Source organism: Tengunoibacter tsumagoiensis (assembly GCF_003967535.1).
Lineage (GTDB): Bacteria > Chloroflexota > Ktedonobacteria > Ktedonobacterales > Ktedonobacteraceae > Tengunoibacter > Tengunoibacter tsumagoiensis.
Genome location: NZ_BIFR01000001.1, coordinates 129044 through 146357, shown reverse-complemented (window position 1 = coordinate 146357; position 17314 = coordinate 129044). Strand labels below are relative to the sequence as shown.

The window sequence follows — 17314 nt, the reverse complement described above, 5'->3', positions numbered from 1 at the left end:
TTTCTTACAGCAATGTGGGAGATCCATCCACCTGGTGATCTCCCGCATTGCTAGTAGAAATTGCTAATAGAAAGCGTGCTATTTAATACGAGCTCTTGCCCGCCGGACCCTTCTGGGCCTCATGATTCATGCCATTCTGCTGCTGTTGGCGTAGATAACTTTCCTCATATTTACGTGCCTGATCATACAGATTGAGGGCAGCGCGAGCGGGATCAAAGCTTACGGTCTGTGCAAGCACTGGATCTTTAGCGACCTCCTCAAATTTCATAGCAATACTCCGAATGGCTTGAGGATCAGTAACATGTCCATCCTGAACTTCTTTATACGCCCGTATAAGGAGATCTTCTCGCAAAGGTTTTGTTGGTGTACTGGTCGTGCCTATCGCACTGGCAGGTATAACAGCGGGAGCCACAACGTTATTTTCTGGCTTTTGTGCCGGAGGAACAGGAATTGCAGCCGTCGTTGTATGAACTTCCAGGTTCTCAGGTTGTGCTACCTGCTCAACTACTTGAGCCTGTTCAACTGGTTGAGCAATAATCTGTTGTGGTTTGATAACGTGATGTGGGATGAGCTCAACATCCAGCATCTGGACCCAATTGATCTGAACGCCCCAGGGCGCAACTTTATCGCTCAAAACAGCTAATAAACGATCATTGATCTGCTGACGTCTTTCCGCGCTTCCAATAAAATCATCGGCACTTTTCTGCACTGGTCGATAGGTTTTAGAGGCTGCCTGGAGCCCTTGAGGCCAGGTAAGAAAATCCTCTGGTTGGAACTGGAGCGCTACCTCTTGCAAATGGATAATCAGCAGGTTACGCAGACTCTCTTCCCACGAATTGACCTGCGTCATAGTAAGATAGGCATCTTCAGGCAACACCTGATATGAGATAGCTGCTCGTAAGCTCACATCCTCCTCGCGCGAAAGTTGAACCGTCTGAGTAGGACAGATCCATTGTGTCCCCTCCACATTTAATTGGGCCGCGATCGTCTCCCAGGGAAGCAGAATATTAAAGCCAGCATACAGCGTTCGGCTATATTTTTTCTGAGCAAAAATAATATCAACGAAGCCTTCGGGGACGGGATGGAGACAGTGGCGGGCAAGCCAGATACCCAAAGCTATCACAGCAATGAGCAGGAGGATGCCAGGAATTGTGCCAAATAGCGAAAAGGTCGCAATCAAGAGAAACAGGGCCAGGCCTGCGAGGGTCGTAAGTGCAAGCAGCCCTTTATCGTTACCAGCATAATAGATTGCAGTGCCCTGAGCAACGGTAATGGCAAGAATGCCCAGCAGTATAGGCCAGAAGCCCAGCCGTGGAAGAGCAGCATGCCCGGTAGCTATAAAGGGCAACACAAGAGCACAGGTCAAAGCACAAAAAAAGAACGGGATAATCAAAAGAAAAAGATACTGTGAAATCGATTGAAGTGTTCCTTGAGGAGCGGAGCGAGCTACAGGCTGGTCGTCCTCAACAGGTGAGACAATAGTATTAGCAGGAGCAAATCTGGCTGATGAGTTTTTCTGAGCAGTGCCCGTGGGCCGAAGGGACACAGGCGTAGGCTCTTGTGCATCAAAAAAGGCCCCTTGAGCAGGCCCCTGTGTTGGTCTGGGGCCTTGCCAGACGGCCCCTGGATCATGATTATCTGATGACATAGAATCACATACCTTCCTCTCAACGCACCTCGGCTACGTGATTTTGCTCTACAATTTTTTCTTCAGGCTACAAGAGCCGCATCCACCACCTTTGGACGATCCACCCTCAGAACTGGCAGTACGACTACAACCGCAAGAGCCACCGCTTCCACAACCGCCTCCAGAAGCCTGTTCCTTCGGGGGAACAGGGACATGAATAGTGGCACCGCTCTCCAGCATCACCTCAACGGAATTTTGTGGCACATTAATGGCGATTACCTTACCAGACCCACTGGGCGTCGAGAGAAAGGTGCCGATCTGAGGCATCTGTTGCTTGGCCTGGATATAATTCTCATTTTCATAGGAGAGGCAGCACATCAAGCGACCGCAGACGCCAGAAATTTTGGAGGGATTAAGTGGAAGGCCCTGTTCTTTGGCCATTTTAATTGAAACGATGCCAAAGTCGGTAATCCAGGAGCTACAGCAGAGGGTTTTGCCGCAGGGGCCGATGCCGCCCTGAAGCTTAGCTTGATCGCGAGCTCCAATCTGACGAAGTTCAATACGGGTGCGGAACGTTGCAGCGAGATCGCGAACCAGCGCGCGAAAATCGACGCGCTCATCAGCAGTAAAATAGAAGGTCAACCGGCTCCCATCGAAGGTATATTCAGCCTCCACAAGTTTCATTGGAAGCTTGTGTTGTAAGACCCGTTCGTGGCAGCGAGCTAATGCATCCTTCTCTTTACTTTTGAAAGAGAGCATCATTCGCAATTCGTCTTCGGTGGCTAAATGGAGAACCGGTTTGAGAGGATCGGTTAGATCACCCTCAGCAATGCGTTTAGAAGCCACAACGACTCGGCCAGCCTCAACCCCGCGGACCGTCTCTACAATGACATATTGGCCCGTGGTAAAAGTCTGTTCCAGCGGATCAAAATAGTAGATACGACCGGCTGGACGAAAACGAATGCCTACGACTTGAATTGTATTCTCGGGACTCATAGCAAGTGACATGAATTCATCTTATCTTGTTAGATAAGGTGAGCATGTTGCGCCATTGCAAGCATGCTAATCTCATCTCTGTAGAGCTACATTTCGTTGGTTAGTAAGATAGCTTCGGCAACTTCACGCATAGATTTGCGATTATTCATGCTGGCTTTCTGAATTTTACGGAACGCTTCCTGCTCGCTGAGGCCCTGTTTCTCCATCAAGAGACCCTTAGCGCGTTCGACAACCTTACGTGTCTCCAGTTTTTCGGCGAGCGTGCGATTCTCTTCTTCAAGAGAGCGGAACTCGCTATAACGTGCGAGGGCGACCTCGATAGCTGGTGCGACTTCGCTTTCGCGAAGGGGTTTAACGATATAATTCACAACGCCAGCCTCTTTAGCACGTTCGACCAACTGCTGATCTCCGAAGGCTGTGAGCAACAACACCGGTGCAATCTTCTCCTGAGTAAGCGTTTCGGCGGCGGCAATGCCGTCCATGTCGGGCATACGAATGTCCATGATGAGCAAGTCAGGCCGTAACTCGCGAGCGAGGTTGACAGCGCTCTGGCCATCTCCCGCTTCGCCAATTACGAGATAGCCTTGCTTGGTCAACACATCTTTCAGATCCATGCGTTGAATGGCTTCGTCATCTGCAATAATGATTCGTGTTGGCATAGTGTCTCCTCAAAGCCTTGGTCTATTCCCCACCCACTAGACTAAATACTCTTTCTACGTACAATGAGTATATCATAACTGTGCATCCTGAGTCGATAGGGCGGAGGCTAAATGTAGGACCTCATATGCCCATCTTTTAGGCCTTTGTATGAGAGAGAATGGGTGTGTACAGAGAGTTTTACGTCAGGCTACGCGAACATCGCCCTTCATGAGTTGAGTCAATAGTCGGGTCTCATGGACGATTTTCTCTAATTGAGCTGGCGTAATAGATTGACGTCCATCGCATAAGGCGCGGTCTGGATCAATATGGGTCTCGATGATCAGGCCATCGGCCTCAGCGGCAATTGCGGCGCGAGACATAACGGGGACCAGTTCGCGGCGTCCCGTCGAATGGCTTGGATCTGCGATGACTGGGAGGTGTGTCAGCTCATGCAGCAAAGGAATGCAGGTTAAGTCGAGAACATTGCGCGTCATTGGATCATAGCTACGAATACCACGTTCACAGAGAATAACATTTGGATTGCCAGCAGCAATAATATATTCGGCAGCCAGTAACCACTCATCAATGGTCGAGGATAGTCCGCGTTTGAGCAAGACCGGGAGCTTCCTGGCGTGTCGGCCTACACTCATCAGCAAAGGATAGTTCTGCATATTACGAGCTCCAACCTGGAGGATATCGACGTGCTGCGCCACCGTATCTACCATATCAGGCTCCATCACCTCTGAGATGACTGGCAGCCCGGTTACTTCGCGAGCTTCAGAGAGCATGTGCAGTCCTTCGATGCCCAGGCCCTGAAATTGATAGGGAGAGGTACGAGGCTTGAAGGCCCCCCCACGTAATACTTGCGCACCTGCCTCCTTGACCGCACGTGCGGTTGAGATGAGTTGCTCTCTTGATTCAACAGCACATGGGCCGGACATAATCACAGGGGAGGCAGTACCGCCGATCGTGACAGGTTCGCAATCGTGGGTTGTGCCGATAGTAATGCTGGTGCTGGTGGCTTGAAAGAGGCGGCTGGCGAGTTGATAGGGGGTTTTCAGGGTGTGAATGGAATCGACTGCACTTTGTTCGTTAATGGCTGTCTGGGCCTGGGCATCAATGATTGTACCGTCTAAAGCTATGACTTCTCGTTCGGTCATCATCGTCGTGGTTATCGGACGTTGACTCCCGGTAATTCGACACAGCAGCGTCATAAGCTGTGCTCGTTCTTCGCTGGTAGCTTGTGTGTGAATACTGATAATCATGAAATTACTCCCTTTTTCAACTACTAATGCGCTAATTGCTGCCTTACGTTGTAAAAACGTTCATCAATGCCCTGTGTTGTCGCGATAAGCAGGTGATCCATTTCAAAGAAACAAAAAAGCAGAGGATCAATCCTCTGCTTCTCCAGCACGCTGGTGGTTTTTTTTGCTCAGCCCAAAGGGCCCACCATCATGCTGGAGGGCTAAACCAATAATAATACGTATGTTGTGTTGTCGGTTGGTTGCTGAGCATTTGTTGTATCTTTCGTTTTTTTTGTCTGGATGCGGGTCACCTGTTGTGTTACTCCGATTCCTTTTATGAGTATAAAGGGCTGAGATAGTTACTGTCAAGCTTTTGTTTGTAAATTTCTCATGCATACGCTGTTTATAGATAGTCTGTAGTGTATGATCTCTCTCTCTATGTCTGAAATATCCAGGCGAGAGAAGTGGTATCAACCATTGCGATAGAGCACAAAGACTGCTATGCTTGATCTTATCTTGTCAAAGGTGAATCATGTTGAAAGGACCACTATCTTTCTGTGGAACAGCTTCTATTAACAAACGGTTGGGAGTGCAAACAAAGAAGCTCTGCACTGCCACTTGAAAAAGAGTTTACTGACACCGGAGAATGGCTCTCTGCACAGGTACCTGGTACTATTCATCAGGACCTTCTGGCCGCTGGTCGGATTCCTGATCCTTTCTTCGGTCTCAACGAGGAGCAGGTCCAGTGGATTGGAGAGAGTGACTGGCTCTATCGTTGTACATTCGATGTGCCTGCTGAGATTGCCGGGGGCGTAGAACAGGATCTCTGTTTTGATGGTCTGGATACCTATGCCACAGTCTGGTTAAATGGGCAGGTGATTCTGCACAGCGATAATATGTTTATTCCAGCTCGTGTGCCTGTTCGTCATCTCCTCCAGGCTGAAGGGAATGAGCTCTGGATCTTATTCGAGTCTGCGCTTCTCCGTGGTAAGGCGTTAGAGGCTGAGTTTGGGAAGCGTACGTTGTGGAACAGCGATAGTAGCCGGCTCTATGTACGTAAAGCTCAATACCATTATGGCTGGGATTGGGGTCCGACGCTTCTGACGGCTGGCCCCTGGCAGAAGATCAGGTTAGAGTCCTATCAGGTGCGCATTGCTGATCTGCACTGTCCTGTCGAGGTTGCGGAAGATCTCAAGACCGCTCGTTTTCCTATTCAGCTTCAATTGGAGGCGGCCACATCATCCGTCGAAGTTCAGGTCGTGCTGGCTCTCTATGCTCCGTCAGGTGAACAAGTGGCTGAATGGCAGCAGTCCCTGGTTGGGTGTGACGTGCACCATACCTTTGAAGTTGCGCAGCCAGAGCTCTGGTGGCCTCGTGGCTATGGCGCTCAGCCACTTTATCGTCTGGTGGCAACGGTCCAGCGCCAGGGGAATGTGCTTGATCAACAGACCCTATCCCTGGGAGCTCGCCGACTCCGCCTGGTGCAGGAGGCTTTACAGCAGGCCCCTGGCACAAGTTTCTACTTTGAGATCAATACTACTCCGATCTTCTGTGGTGGAGTTAATTGGATTCCTGCCGATTCCTTTACACCTGGTATTACCGATGAGCGCTATCGAAAGTGGTTGCAGCTAGCGGCTGATGGCAACCTGATTATGTTACGCGTCTGGGGTGGTGGGATCTACGAGTCGGATTATTTTTATCAGACTTGTGATGAGCTAGGGCTGCTGGTCTGGCAAGATTTTATGTTTGCCTGCGGCATTTATCCTGCTCATGAAGCTTTGCGCGAGAGTGTCAAGCAGGAAGCAGAGGCCAATGTGCGCCGGCTCCGGCATCACCCCTCGCTTGTAATCTGGGCTGGCAATAACGAAGATTATCTTGTTGCCGAGAGTATTCCCAACCTGGATGCAGTGCTGGATGCAGAAGATCCACTTCAGACGCCTTTTCCAGCCAGAGCTATCTATGAGCAACTTTTGCCTGCCATCTGTGCCAGGCTTGATCCTGCACGCCCTTACTGGCCTGGAAGTCCCTATGGAGGTCGACGGGCCAGCGATCCAACCATTGGGGATGTGCATGTGTGGAGTGTCTGGCATGGTGAAATGCTCCCATATCAAGATTATCCGAAGCTGGCAGCACGCTTTATAAGCGAGTTCGGTATGGCATCATATCCTGCTGTAAAGACAATTGAAGAGTTTACAGTGCCCGAGGAGCGCTATCCACAAAGCCGGACACTGGATGGCCATAACAAAGCTGGTGGCGGTGATTGGCGGATGGCCTCTTATATGATCCGCAACATTCGCTATGCAACGGATCTGGTGGGCTATACCTATGCGACCCAATTTATTCAGTCTGAGGCCCTGGGATCAGCTCTGCGTGGCTGGCGTCGGCTCTGGCAGGGTCCGGGCTGTGAGTATACCGCAGGTGCTTTAATCTGGCAGTTGAATGATTGTTGGCCTGTGAGTAGCTGGGCTACCGTCGATTACGCCTTTCGACCCAAGCCAGCTTATTATACCACAAAGCGTGAGCTGGCCCCTTTCATCATCGGTCTCGCCAGAGAAGGATTGGATCAGGCAACGGTCTGGGTCGGCAGCAGCCTTACAACTGAAGTGGCAGCAGAGATTGAACTGACCACCTGGACCCTTGATGGTAAGCTGATTGCTCAGGAACGGTGGAAGGCACCACTCGCTCCCAATCGTTCACATGACGAAAAGCTCCTGAACTATCGTGTAGCAGATCAGCACGTTATCAGTGCTCGCCTCTTGATTGATGGCGTGGTGATGGCGAGAGCAGCTCTCTGGCCCGAGCCTTTCAAATATCTGAACCTGCCAGACCCTGAGATCCGCATCGAGCGTGCAGAAGGGGTCGTTCGCGTTTCCAGCAAACGTCCAGCAAAGGGCGTCTGGTTGCAAGCGGGCGATCAGGTAAAGTGGAGCGATAACATGCTGGATGTGTTTCCTGATGATGTCCAGCCAGTAGTAGCTCTGGGATTAGAAGCAGAAGAAAAGATTGAGGTACGCTGGTTAGGATTGTAAAATCAAGATCGTGTAATTAAGATCGTACAATCTGGCAGACATGCGGGCCCTGCACCATTTGGCGATATGTATCGCTAAACAGTGCAGGGCCCGCATGTCTGCGATTTGTGGACCGTACGACATACCGTTATAGATTTAAATTAATGAGAGGGAACAGGAATAAGTTCTTTCATTAAGAAGGGAATCTTGTTACATGCTTCGATGTTGCGTTGCCGATAAGCTTGAACTGAGTCGATCATCTGTCGCAGCCTGGTGGGTTCATGCAACAGCGATGTCAGAACGGACACCTGTTCACCGGCGGTCAGGGCAATCCAACCCAGGCCATGGCGCTGAATAAATTCTAGATTTGCCTCTTCCTGACCTGGAATATAGGCGGTAGCCAGGAAGGGTTTTCCCAACGTAACTGCCTCAAAGAGCATATTGGGGCCTGCCTTCCCCATAATGAGATCAGACACAGCCATATAGGGAGCAATCTCTTTTGTAAAAGGCAAAGGGAAGAGCCGTTTGTGGCCTTGAAAACGTGTCAGCAGGGCCTGATTTGTCCCTGTCGCCAGGATAATCTGTATGCGCTCATCGATATGGAGAACGCGATTGATAGTTTCTCCAAACTGTGCAGCCCCTTCTCCACCACCCTGTACAAAAAGCGTAAAGCATGCAGGGTCCAGCCCCATTTTAGAGAAGAGGGCCAGACGTTGAGATTCATAATTTTGCGTAAATTGGAGCCGTACGGGCCAGCCGACCTGATGGAGTTTCTCGGGGGGAAAGCCAGCCTGAAGAGCCTGTTGATAGGTTTCAGCCGTTGGGGCAAAGGTAATATCGGCTCGTTTTTCAGTGAGCCAGGAGGCATGAATATGTTGTGGATCGGTGAACAGCATCCCAAAGGGGACCGGTCTTGTGCCTTTCCGAAGTGCTTCCATCACTTCAAAAGTTAAAAAAGGATACGTAGTCAGAATAAGATCAGGCTGAAAACGTTTGAGTAAACGTTCGAGTGGTCTGCGGACCAGCAAAGCAAAGATCTGATGTGCTATGTGAGCACGTACAGGAGTATTCATCAGTTGAAACTCTGCTGACCAGAGCCAGAGTGCATAACGGCTGACCATGCGATAGTGCCAATGAATAAAGCGTGACTGAGGATCAATGATCTCAATGATAGGATTGCCCTCTGCCAGTTGGTCGCGTAAAGCCTCTGCAAGGCTTACGTGACCACCTCCTGTTTTTGAGGTTAGAATCAGAATTTTTTGCTGTTCGGCCATAGATAGTTATTTTCCTCTATAGTGTTCCGGCCATTTGACTCAGATCTTGTCCGTCTCCTCTGAAAATGGAGTTTTCATTCCAGGTGATGAAGTCCTTTCCTGAAGTCCTCCTCAGGAGCACCAGTCAAATGTCCTACGTTCTGCTCTTTACCATACCCATTTATAGACGGCGAATGCAAGAGCATTCGAGAAAGATGATGCCATCGAGATGAGAAAAATTGAAACGACTTGCATCATATCTGAACGGCCTTGGCACATACAGAGTGGTATGGTAAAATATTTTGTAACACATGGATACAGTGTATTCACCAGCACAGCTATTTCTGGCCATAGGACTATTTGAAGACCTTCATCATTTTGGGCAGAATATTTGTTAGCGTCGTGATAGATGAAGGCCCGTCGTATCATTATAGAGAACAAGCATGTTTTGTAGTAGACCAATGATTTTTTCTATGATATTTTAGTGGTTTATTGCAGTAAAAAAAGTGCATGTAAAGTACTTAAGAGCGAAAGACAGAGCCTATGTTACGTTACCGACTTGAAGGAAGTGGGGCTCCACTTCTCTTAATTCATGGTTGGGGCGTGTCTTACACCATCTGGCAAAATCTAGCCCCTTTACTCACACCACATTTTCAGCTAATAATGATTGAGCTGCCTGGTATTGGTGGCTCGCCAGAAGCCGCTTCTGACCTTCCTTATTATCCGGCATGTGCTGAAGCCATTGAAGAAGTACGAAGATCGTTGGGGATCGAAAAATGGTCGCTCCTGGCCTATTCTGTGGGGACTCGAGCGGCTGAAGCCTATGTGCAGCGATATCCTGAATCGATCAGCCGAGCTATTTTTCTCTGCCCAATCTATCTATGGGAGATCTGGTCAGTTTTTGTGAGTCTGTTAAGTGCGCCTCATCCCCTTATGTTGCGCCAGTGGGTCTTTTCAGACTGGAGGCTTCACAACCTTATTCGTGCATTGGGGTTCAACTGGTTGAGCCATGACTATACTTATTTGTGGAAGCATGAGATTGAGCTTCAACCATTGGATATTCTCGTGCGCACCCTTCGTGAGATTCCGGGCTATGGACGGGCACCGTTTGAGCTTCCGCCAGTCCCGTCGCTCTTTGTATGGGGCAAGCAGGATGCTTTAATCTCACGTCCCCGCCGTCCACGCCCCAACGATGTCACGATTATTGCGAATCATAGCGCCCCTATGTTAGCGGCTCCCAATGTGGCGGAAGCCGTCCTGCCATTTTTGTTGTATGGAAAGCTTCCGGCCCCGCAGCCTCAGCGTCGCTGGCGCAGGCGTCAACCGGAGCCCCATCTGGTCGGGCGCACACGTCTCCAACCCCTGCTTAAGAAAAAAGCGACGAAAAAAGCCAGGCCGCGTCCAGTGCGCAAGATCCGCAAGATTCGGGCCTTCTGAGAAGACAGTGGCCACACACGCAAAAGCAGTGAGATGAGCGACTCTCTCTCACTGCTTTTGACATTGTATGATCAGTTGCTGCAATCTCTCTTGCTATGAATGAGCAGCAAGAGCTGTTTTGAGAGCATCCGGCTGACTACGGAATTCGCGTACTTTGGTCAGTTGATCGCTGGAGACAACTTTGTTTGTCTGGGGATCAAACACAACTTCGTCGCGGGAACAATAATACCAATTTTTCCAGGTTGCCATAGCTTTGTCCCAGGCTGGATAATAGGCGGATACCTCATTATCTCCACGGACAACGCGCTGAAAGGCATAATAGGAGACGGCCAGGGAAGTGATAATACAGACAATGGTGGTAATTACCAGAGCAAGCATTGCAGGCTGAGGAAAATTATTCTCTAAACCACCAATAAAAACGATGATGAGGAAGACACAAATACCAACAAGTACCATACAAGCTGAAATGTATGATGTCATTGTGACTTGTTTTGTGGGCATGTCTGGTGGGGCGCAGCGCGTTACGCCAGAATTATAAGCGGCTTGCGTCGTTTTTACTTTATCTGCCTGGTGGCATACCGGGCAGGTGGGTTTCGCATTTTCAGCGGACGCCATGTAGAACCTCCTTGTATCGCTCGACTTCTCAACGAGCGTTGTTTTCTTTTCGAAAATAGCATAACACGTTGTTACTCATTCGACAATGTTAAGGTTTTTGCTCTGTTCGATAGTTACCTTCTTCTGGTTGTCTCTGTCTATCCGTCGTTATCCAGGTGTGCAATTTGACAGACGGGGACCCAATCAGTACACTACTTTCCAGCATCGCAGCGTTCGTGTGGAGACAAGTAATCGATCGCCTCGATGTGCGTGAACTACCGCTGAGCTGAAGATTTCGCGGTTTTCTCGCCTTTCAAGATATAAATTACGGTGGTATGCTCCTGTTTGTACGTTTAAGAGTCTATGGCTCGGCCAGTTCCGCTGCTCTATCACTATGATACAGGCAGCCTGCCAGGTCGCTATTATCTGCCTTGCAGAGAGGATGTGTTTATCAATGACTGCTGCTATTACGATTGTTGGGCTAGGTCCGGGAAGTATTCATGATCTGACGCTAGCTGCTCAGACTCTTTTTTCCCAGGCTGCTCAACAGCAACAGACTGTCTATTTTCGTACATTGATTCATCCTACGGTTGAGTCTCTTCAACAAGATCTACCTACTTTACGTATTGAATCCTTTGACCGACTCTACGATGAATCACAAGATTGGAATACTCTCTATCAGCAGATTGCTCAAGAGGTCTGTACGCTTGCTACACAGCAGCCAGTGATCTATGCGGTCCCTGGTCATCCTTTGATTGGTGAGACCTCGGTGCAGAATCTCTTGCAGATGGCTCGTGAGCGTCAATTAAGTACTCAGATTATCTCGGGGCTTTCATTTATTGAGCCTGTCTGCTCTTTATTAGAGCTTGATCCGTTTGAGGCGGGAGCGCAGATCTTTGACGCTACGAATCTCGCGGCTCTCAGTGGAGATGAGGCTGGCGGTAAGATTATTCCCACCGTCCCATTGCTTGTTGTCCAGGTCTATAATCGCCGTCTGGCAAGTGCCGTCAAGCTAGCTCTCAGCGAGTTTTATCCTGATGAATGGCCGGTGAAGCTGGTTCGTGCTGCTGGTATTAATCAGGAGGAGAGCGTGCTAGAGCTTCCTCTCTACGAGTTGGATCGCAATACCTTTGCCAATCATCTCAGCACCCTCTATGTTCCTCCTCTGGACGAACTGACTGCCCTGCGTCTGCCTGAGACGTTGCGCTATATCACCATGCGGTTGCGCCGAGACCCCGATGGCTGTCCCTGGGACCGTCAACAGACGCATGAGAGCCTTACGCGCTATGTCATTGAAGAGACCTATGAGGTGGTTGAGGCGCTGGAAGAACAGAATATGGACAAACTGGCGGAAGAGCTTGGTGACCTTCTGCTTCAGGTCTATCTTCATGCTGAGGTTGCTCGTCAAGACGAAGAGTTTACGATTGGCGATGTCTACGAGCAGATTAATGCCAAGCTTATTCGTCGCCACCCCCATGTGTTTGGAAATATTGAAGTACAGAATGCCGGACAGGTTGTGCAGAACTGGGAGGAGATAAAACGTCAGGAGCGTGCCAATGCTGGAACCGATCTGGCTGAGGAAAGCATTCTCGATCGTGTGCCCCAGGCTACTCCAGCCCTTATGGTAGCGCAAGAATATCAGAAGCGTGTTGCAAAAGTAGGCTTTGAATTCAATCATCTCGACGAGGTCTATGCAAAACTAAATGAAGAGTTGTTGGAGCTTCAGCAGGCGAAGACTCCTGAGGAGCAGCATGAAGAGCTTGGCGATCTGCTCTTTATCGCCTCCAAGCTAGGACGCTTTCTCAAGATTGATGCCGAAGAGGCGCTTCGGGCTGCCAATCGTAAGTTCAAGCGGCGTTTTCAAGCCATGGAAGAGCTGGCCCGTCAGCAGCAGCGAGCATTACATTCGTATACCATCAGCGAATGGTCAGATTTATGGATGCAAGCTAAAAATGCAGCCCCCGACGCACCATTGATCTAAAAAGTGAGACGGACAAAGAGGATGTAGCCTTATGGGGTTGTAATGTATTGTGTGAAGGGGGTGGAATGGGTCACGGCGGCCATCATGAATGATGGGCCTTACGCGTTTGTGCGATAAATCGCTTTATGGGGTGCGATGTATTGTGTGAGATGGGGAACTGGGTGGAATGGGTCACGGCGGCCATCATGAATGATGGGCCCGACATGATTGTGCGATAAATCGCTTTATGGGGTGCGATGTATTGTGTGAGATGGGGAACAGGGTGGAGTGGGTCACGGCGGCCATCATGAATGATGGGCCTTACACGTTTATGCGATAAATCGCTTTATGAGGTGCGATGTATTGCATAATGGTGTCGTGCCCATCATTCATGATGGCCGTGAACGTCCCCATTCATTCTTTGTCCCTCGGAAGGAGAGAGGGCCAAAAATATGCCTCGTTACTGTGCCTCGTTAAAGAGGCAAACGCCTGCATTAGCGTTCGGCAAGGGGGACCCATTTGCGATCGTAGGCGCCATTGTAATTGGTCGTGGGGCGAATCAACTCATCTTCGGCATATTGTTCCAGAATATGGGCGACCCAGCCACCTACTCGTGAGATAGCGAAGACGGGTGAAAAAATCTCAGGCTCTAAGCCAATGCCATGGAGAATCAGAGCGGTATAGAACTCCACATTTGTTTTGATGCGCAAGCCTGGTTTGTATTCCTCTAATGCCTGTAGCATAGCATCCTCAACGGCTCGAGCATCGTTATAGAAGTCCAATCCACCAGTCTGTTGAAAGAGCTGTCTTACAGCGCCACCTAAGACATCAGCACGAGGGTCGCGGACACGATAGACGCGATGACCAAAGCCCATAATGCGCTCTTTTGATTGCAGTTTGGCTGTAGCCCAATCTTTCGCCTCCTCAGCCACACTGCGACCAGATCTGGCGGCTCGTTCGCGAATCTCAAACACCATATCGGCTGCTGGACCGGGTGCCCCACCATGTAAGGGGCCCTTCAAAGAACCGATCGCCCCCACGATGGCAGAGGTCATATCTGATCGGGTACTGGCGATCACGCGAGCCGTAAACGTAGAAGCATTCATCCCATGATCCACAACGGTATTGAGATACGTCTCCATGCCACGGGTAATCGCTGGTTCAGGGACCTGCCCATTCACCATATAAAGGAAATTAGCTGCATGCGAGAGATCCGAGCGAGGTGTAACAGGTTCCTGACCATGAAGCAATCGCCAGTAGGAGGCAACAATCGTGGGGAAGTGAGCCAGAAGGCGGCTGGCGCGTCGGAGATTGGCCTCAATTGATGTCGCCTCAGGCTCAGGATCAACCAGACTTAGCGTATCAACTCCCATACGTAAGGCATCCATTAATGGAAGTTTGTTCTGGGCAGCGACCTGCAAGACGGTCAATGTTGTCTCGGGCAAAGAGCGATTCGCGCTTAGCTGCTGCGTAAAAGTCGTCAGCTCGTCTGCATTAGGGAGTCGATCATGCCATAATAAGTAGAGAACCTCTTCAAAGGTTGCATGGGGAGCAAGTTCTTCCAGTGGGAAGCCAGCAATGATCAGTTTTCCAACTTCTCCATCAATCATTGACAGGCGTGTCTCGGTTAGAACAACATTGCGTAATCCACGTGCTATTTCAGCCATAAACATTGTCCTCATAGGTGCTGCGAGAGACGATAAACGCCCCTCTTCTTCATACAGTGAAAAATAAACAAGCACTTCAGGTGGTAGCCGCTTCCCATTCACAGTACTTTGAGTCACTTCACACCAGCAGTCTTCAGTGACCGCTGCGTTTAACTCCTTTGTGCTTCAAGCGTGCTCTGGTGTGCTAGACAGCAAAGCTCAAGTCTTTTAATTTGTATCATCAATACTTCTAAAAGTCAAACAAGTTTGATATACAGCCAGGGTTTTTCCATCCTCAGACCTCTATTCTACAAGAATGTGAGAAGAAGCGGCCATTCAGCATCAAAACTGAAATGTCGGTCTCTCTAACGGAGAGCTCTCTTGTAAGGAAGTGCGCACACATTGCTTCCAGGTCTCTGTCGTGCCAATATGGTAGACAGTGACTCCTGCCATCTTCAGTAACGATGGCTGCTCGCCTGCATAAAGAAGGGCAACGGCGTTTCCATGGCGGCGCAGGTGAAGGATGGCATCCAGGAGCTTTTCGTTAATAGTGCTGGTAATGATGAGAGCAGTCGTGCCAGCTAAGAGGTTGGAGCGTTCGGAAAGGATGAGCTCATCTAGCGTACAGCCCTGCGTATTTTGAATACGAGCAAGCATCTCTAAGATACGTGTGCGTTGCTCTTCTGTACTGGCGGCAGGGATGCGAATACGGCGTTCTCGAAGTATCTGTTCCGGGCTCTGGTTAAGCTTCCAGGGCTTTTCTTCGGGTTGATAAGGGACTGTATTCACATACAGGCCAACTGCATAGCCCTGATTGATGCTCCAATCGGCGATCGAGGCTGCTGCGCTGATACAGAGCTCGCGTAGCTCTGGATAGAAACCATAGTGTACATCCAGTTGCAAAGTGACATTGAGAAAGATAGCGATTGTATATGTTGTTGTCGATTCATAAATTTTGCTCTGCATGGTGAGCGTACGTGCTGTCGCTTTCCAATCGACTCTTCGTAGACTATCGCCGTAGGCATATTCGCGTACTCCAACGACACGCGATGGGTCCTCGATTAACCGTTGCTGTGAGCGATGATCGCCAAAGGGATGGCGAGCTGGAAGGTGAAAACTGGTTAGCGGAAGAATGAGTGGATAGACCAGTATGAATTGTTCGTTGTTCAGATGCCCTTCGCGCTTGAGAAAGCCAAAGCCATCGCCGCTATGCAGAGTTGTTGGGCCAAAGATATGGATGCCACGTGTGGTGCCTTGAAGGGTATAACGTCGCGTGACGCGCTCGTACCAGGAGAGATGAAAGAGGGCATTCAGGGTAACCTGATAGCTGCTGCTGCCCGTACGGACCTTCTGCTCTTTCAAGGTTAAGTCGCGTGGTAGCCTTTCCTCCAGTTCTAACCAGGGCAATGGCAAGAGTTTTATATTCTCCACGGTGAGATCTAGCATTACTTCTTCCCCAAAGAGCAGGCGTTGTTCACTGATCTCACGCTGATAAGCCAGATTGTGTAGACTAAAATGGGACCAGAGATCGGTGATACCCAGGATCAGGGTCAGCAGGCTTCCTCCTATCAGAAGAATTGGCTGCTTGATCAGTATACCCAACAGAAGGATAACGAGGCCGACTAAGTAGAGTCGGCGATCGAGCTTATCTCCTTTTGAAGAGGTCAGGAGTGCGTATTTTTTGTGCGTCGTTGATGCCTGCTGGCCAGAGCGAAGATTGATACGATTCTGATTTCGCATTATTCCACCGGCACAGGCACTGTCTGTAATACACTCTCAATGAGAAGCTCCATCCCATGTCCATGCAAGCGCGATTGATTGGTGGCAATCATACGATGGGCGAGAACAGGGATGGCGAGGCGTTTGACATCATCGGGCAGGACATAGCTGCGTCCTTGAATCGCTGCATAGGCCTGACTGGCCCGGCAGAGTGCCAGTGTTCCGCGTGGGCTGACGCCAAGTTCGACTCCATCATGTGTACGTGTCTCCTGTACAAGATCTACGATATAGTTCTCTATCCCTTCACTGATATGGACTTTGCGGATCAGGCTCTGTAAGCTCAGAAGACTTTCAGCTGAGAGGACTGGCTTCAGCTCTGCAAGCGGCTGCTCCTCACGGAAGCGTTGTAAAATCAAGCGTTCTTCCTGTCTGGTTGGATAATTCAGGCGAACGCGCATGAGAAAGCGGTCAAGTTGCGCTTCAGGAAGGGGAAACGTGCCTTCGAGCTCGACTGGATTCTGGGTGGCAATAACCAGGAAAGGTCTGGGAAGAGGGAGCGTCTCGCGTTCGATACTGATCTGGCGTTCTTCCATCGCCTCGAGCAATGCTGATTGCGTACGAGGAGTGGCGCGGTTGATCTCATCTGCCAGAACTATTTGCGTCAGGAGAGGGCCGGGCCGAAATTCAAATTCGCCCTGTTTCTGGTTATAGAAAGTGATGCCAGTGATATCGGATGGCAGGAGGTCAGGTGTAAACTGGATCCGTTGAAATGTGCATCCCAGAGATTTTGCCAGAGTTTTAGCCAGGGTCGTTTTGCCAATGCCCGGAACGTCTTCGAACAGAACATGACCCTCACAGAGGAGTGCAACGATCAGGAGATCGACGACCTCCTCTTTTCCAACGATGACCTGTGCGATATTATGTCGAACAGCGTTGACTGCACTCTGGATGCTCTGAGTATTACGAATATCTTCTATTTGCGGCATATTTCTTCCTTGTGACAACTTTTCATAAGAGGTCATTGCCAGCCAATGTCTAAGAATTATCAATTATCTATCGTATTGCACCGTAAAATTTCTACATGATACTTTATGCGCTATACTTTATACGTTTGAAAACATGCCTCTCTCACCTGTTAGCAGGAGCAAATGAAGCTCTATTGCCTGTCATACATGCAAGAAAAACTGCCAT

12 protein-coding genes are annotated in these 17314 nt (G+C 49.7%); 3 read left to right on the top strand and 9 right to left on the bottom strand.

Features of this window, described 5'->3' with window-relative positions; genetic code table 11:
• Positions 1-82: 82 nt before the first annotated feature.
• The 4 genes from EL628_RS00550 to aroF all read right to left on the bottom strand — a co-directional run bounded on the left by EL628_RS00550 (position 83) and on the right by aroF (position 4527).
• A complete protein-coding gene (locus EL628_RS00550; protein WP_126577863.1) occupies positions 83-1648 on the bottom strand; it encodes an SPFH domain-containing protein in 1566 nt (521 codons plus the stop codon).
• A gap of 48 nt (positions 1649-1696) precedes the next feature.
• On the bottom strand, positions 1697-2635 hold the full coding sequence (locus tag EL628_RS00545; protein WP_126577862.1) for a PSP1 domain-containing protein: 939 nt from the start codon (positions 2633-2635) through the stop codon (positions 1697-1699).
• 74 nt (positions 2636-2709) lie between these two features.
• Positions 2710-3282 (bottom strand): ANTAR domain-containing response regulator, encoded by a 573-nt coding sequence (locus EL628_RS00540; RefSeq protein WP_126577861.1) that lies wholly within the window; start codon positions 3280-3282, stop codon positions 2710-2712.
• Positions 3283-3465: 183 nt separating this feature from the next.
• The gene (gene aroF / locus EL628_RS00535; RefSeq protein ID WP_126577860.1) at positions 3466-4527 is read right to left on the bottom strand and encodes a 3-deoxy-7-phosphoheptulonate synthase; all 1062 of its coding nucleotides are present in this window, start codon (positions 4525-4527) and stop codon (positions 3466-3468) included.
• Positions 4528-5063: 536 nt separating this feature from the next.
• Between aroF and EL628_RS00530 the strand changes: the two genes are divergently transcribed.
• The gene (locus EL628_RS00530) at positions 5064-7535 is read left to right on the top strand and encodes a beta-mannosidase (protein ID WP_126577859.1); all 2472 of its coding nucleotides are present in this window, start codon (positions 5064-5066) and stop codon (positions 7533-7535) included.
• A gap of 140 nt (positions 7536-7675) precedes the next feature.
• Here EL628_RS00530 and EL628_RS00525 read toward each other — a convergent pair whose 3' ends face one another.
• Positions 7676-8788, bottom strand: coding sequence for an MGDG synthase family glycosyltransferase (locus EL628_RS00525; RefSeq protein WP_126577858.1), 1113 nt, complete (start codon positions 8786-8788; stop codon positions 7676-7678).
• Positions 8789-9310: 522 nt separating this feature from the next.
• On the opposite strand from EL628_RS00525, the gene EL628_RS00520 reads away from it, so the two are divergent.
• On the top strand, positions 9311-10204 hold the full coding sequence (locus tag EL628_RS00520) for an alpha/beta fold hydrolase (RefSeq protein ID WP_126577857.1): 894 nt from the start codon (positions 9311-9313) through the stop codon (positions 10202-10204).
• Between the two features lie 93 nt (positions 10205-10297).
• Here EL628_RS00520 and EL628_RS00515 read toward each other — a convergent pair whose 3' ends face one another.
• Positions 10298-10819 carry a hypothetical protein gene (locus EL628_RS00515; protein WP_126577856.1) on the bottom strand — a complete coding sequence of 174 codons (522 nt, stop codon included), beginning with the start codon at positions 10817-10819 and terminating at the stop codon, positions 10298-10300.
• A gap of 433 nt (positions 10820-11252) precedes the next feature.
• Between EL628_RS00515 and yabN the strand changes: the two genes are divergently transcribed.
• Entirely contained in the window at positions 11253-12779 is a 1527-nt protein-coding gene (gene yabN, locus EL628_RS00510) for a bifunctional methyltransferase/pyrophosphohydrolase YabN (protein WP_161975176.1), read from the top strand.
• A 473-nt stretch (positions 12780-13252) separates the two neighbouring features.
• Here yabN and EL628_RS00505 read toward each other — a convergent pair whose 3' ends face one another.
• The 3 genes from EL628_RS00505 to EL628_RS00495 all read right to left on the bottom strand — a co-directional run bounded on the left by EL628_RS00505 (position 13253) and on the right by EL628_RS00495 (position 17109).
• The gene (locus EL628_RS00505) at positions 13253-14425 is read right to left on the bottom strand and encodes a citrate/2-methylcitrate synthase (RefSeq protein WP_218028852.1); all 1173 of its coding nucleotides are present in this window, start codon (positions 14423-14425) and stop codon (positions 13253-13255) included.
• Between the two features lie 321 nt (positions 14426-14746).
• Positions 14747-16144, bottom strand: coding sequence for a DUF58 domain-containing protein (locus EL628_RS00500; protein ID WP_126577854.1), 1398 nt, complete (start codon positions 16142-16144; stop codon positions 14747-14749).
• Complete coding sequence (locus EL628_RS00495) at positions 16144-17109, bottom strand: AAA family ATPase (RefSeq protein ID WP_126577853.1); 966 nt, start codon at positions 17107-17109, stop codon at positions 16144-16146. Before EL628_RS00495 ends, EL628_RS00500 begins: the two co-directional genes overlap by 1 nt.
• Between the last annotated feature and the right edge of the window lie 205 nt (positions 17110-17314).

What these genes read in the sequence shown, in the direction of transcription:
- EL628_RS00500 (WP_126577854.1), bottom strand. Translation starts at nt 16,144, where the DNA reads ATGCGAAATCAGAATCGTATCAATCTTCGCTCTGGCCAGCAGGCATCA.
- yabN (WP_161975176.1), top strand. Translation starts at nt 11,253, where the DNA reads ATGACTGCTGCTATTACGATTGTTGGGCTAGGTCCGGGAAGTATTCAT.
- EL628_RS00545 (WP_126577862.1), bottom strand. Translation starts at nt 2,635, where the DNA reads ATGTCACTTGCTATGAGTCCCGAGAATACAATTCAAGTCGTAGGCATT.
- EL628_RS00505 (WP_218028852.1), bottom strand. Translation starts at nt 14,425, where the DNA reads ATGGCTGAAATAGCACGTGGATTACGCAATGTTGTTCTAACCGAGACA.
- aroF (WP_126577860.1), bottom strand. Translation starts at nt 4,527, where the DNA reads ATGATTATCAGTATTCACACACAAGCTACCAGCGAAGAACGAGCACAG.
- EL628_RS00525 (WP_126577858.1), bottom strand. Translation starts at nt 8,788, where the DNA reads ATGGCCGAACAGCAAAAAATTCTGATTCTAACCTCAAAAACAGGAGGT.
- EL628_RS00550 (WP_126577863.1), bottom strand. Translation starts at nt 1,648, where the DNA reads ATGTCATCAGATAATCATGATCCAGGGGCCGTCTGGCAAGGCCCCAGA.
- EL628_RS00540 (WP_126577861.1), bottom strand. Translation starts at nt 3,282, where the DNA reads ATGCCAACACGAATCATTATTGCAGATGACGAAGCCATTCAACGCATG.
- EL628_RS00515 (WP_126577856.1), bottom strand. Translation starts at nt 10,819, where the DNA reads ATGGCGTCCGCTGAAAATGCGAAACCCACCTGCCCGGTATGCCACCAG.
- EL628_RS00495 (WP_126577853.1), bottom strand. Translation starts at nt 17,109, where the DNA reads ATGCCGCAAATAGAAGATATTCGTAATACTCAGAGCATCCAGAGTGCA.
- EL628_RS00520 (WP_126577857.1), top strand. Translation starts at nt 9,311, where the DNA reads ATGTTACGTTACCGACTTGAAGGAAGTGGGGCTCCACTTCTCTTAATT.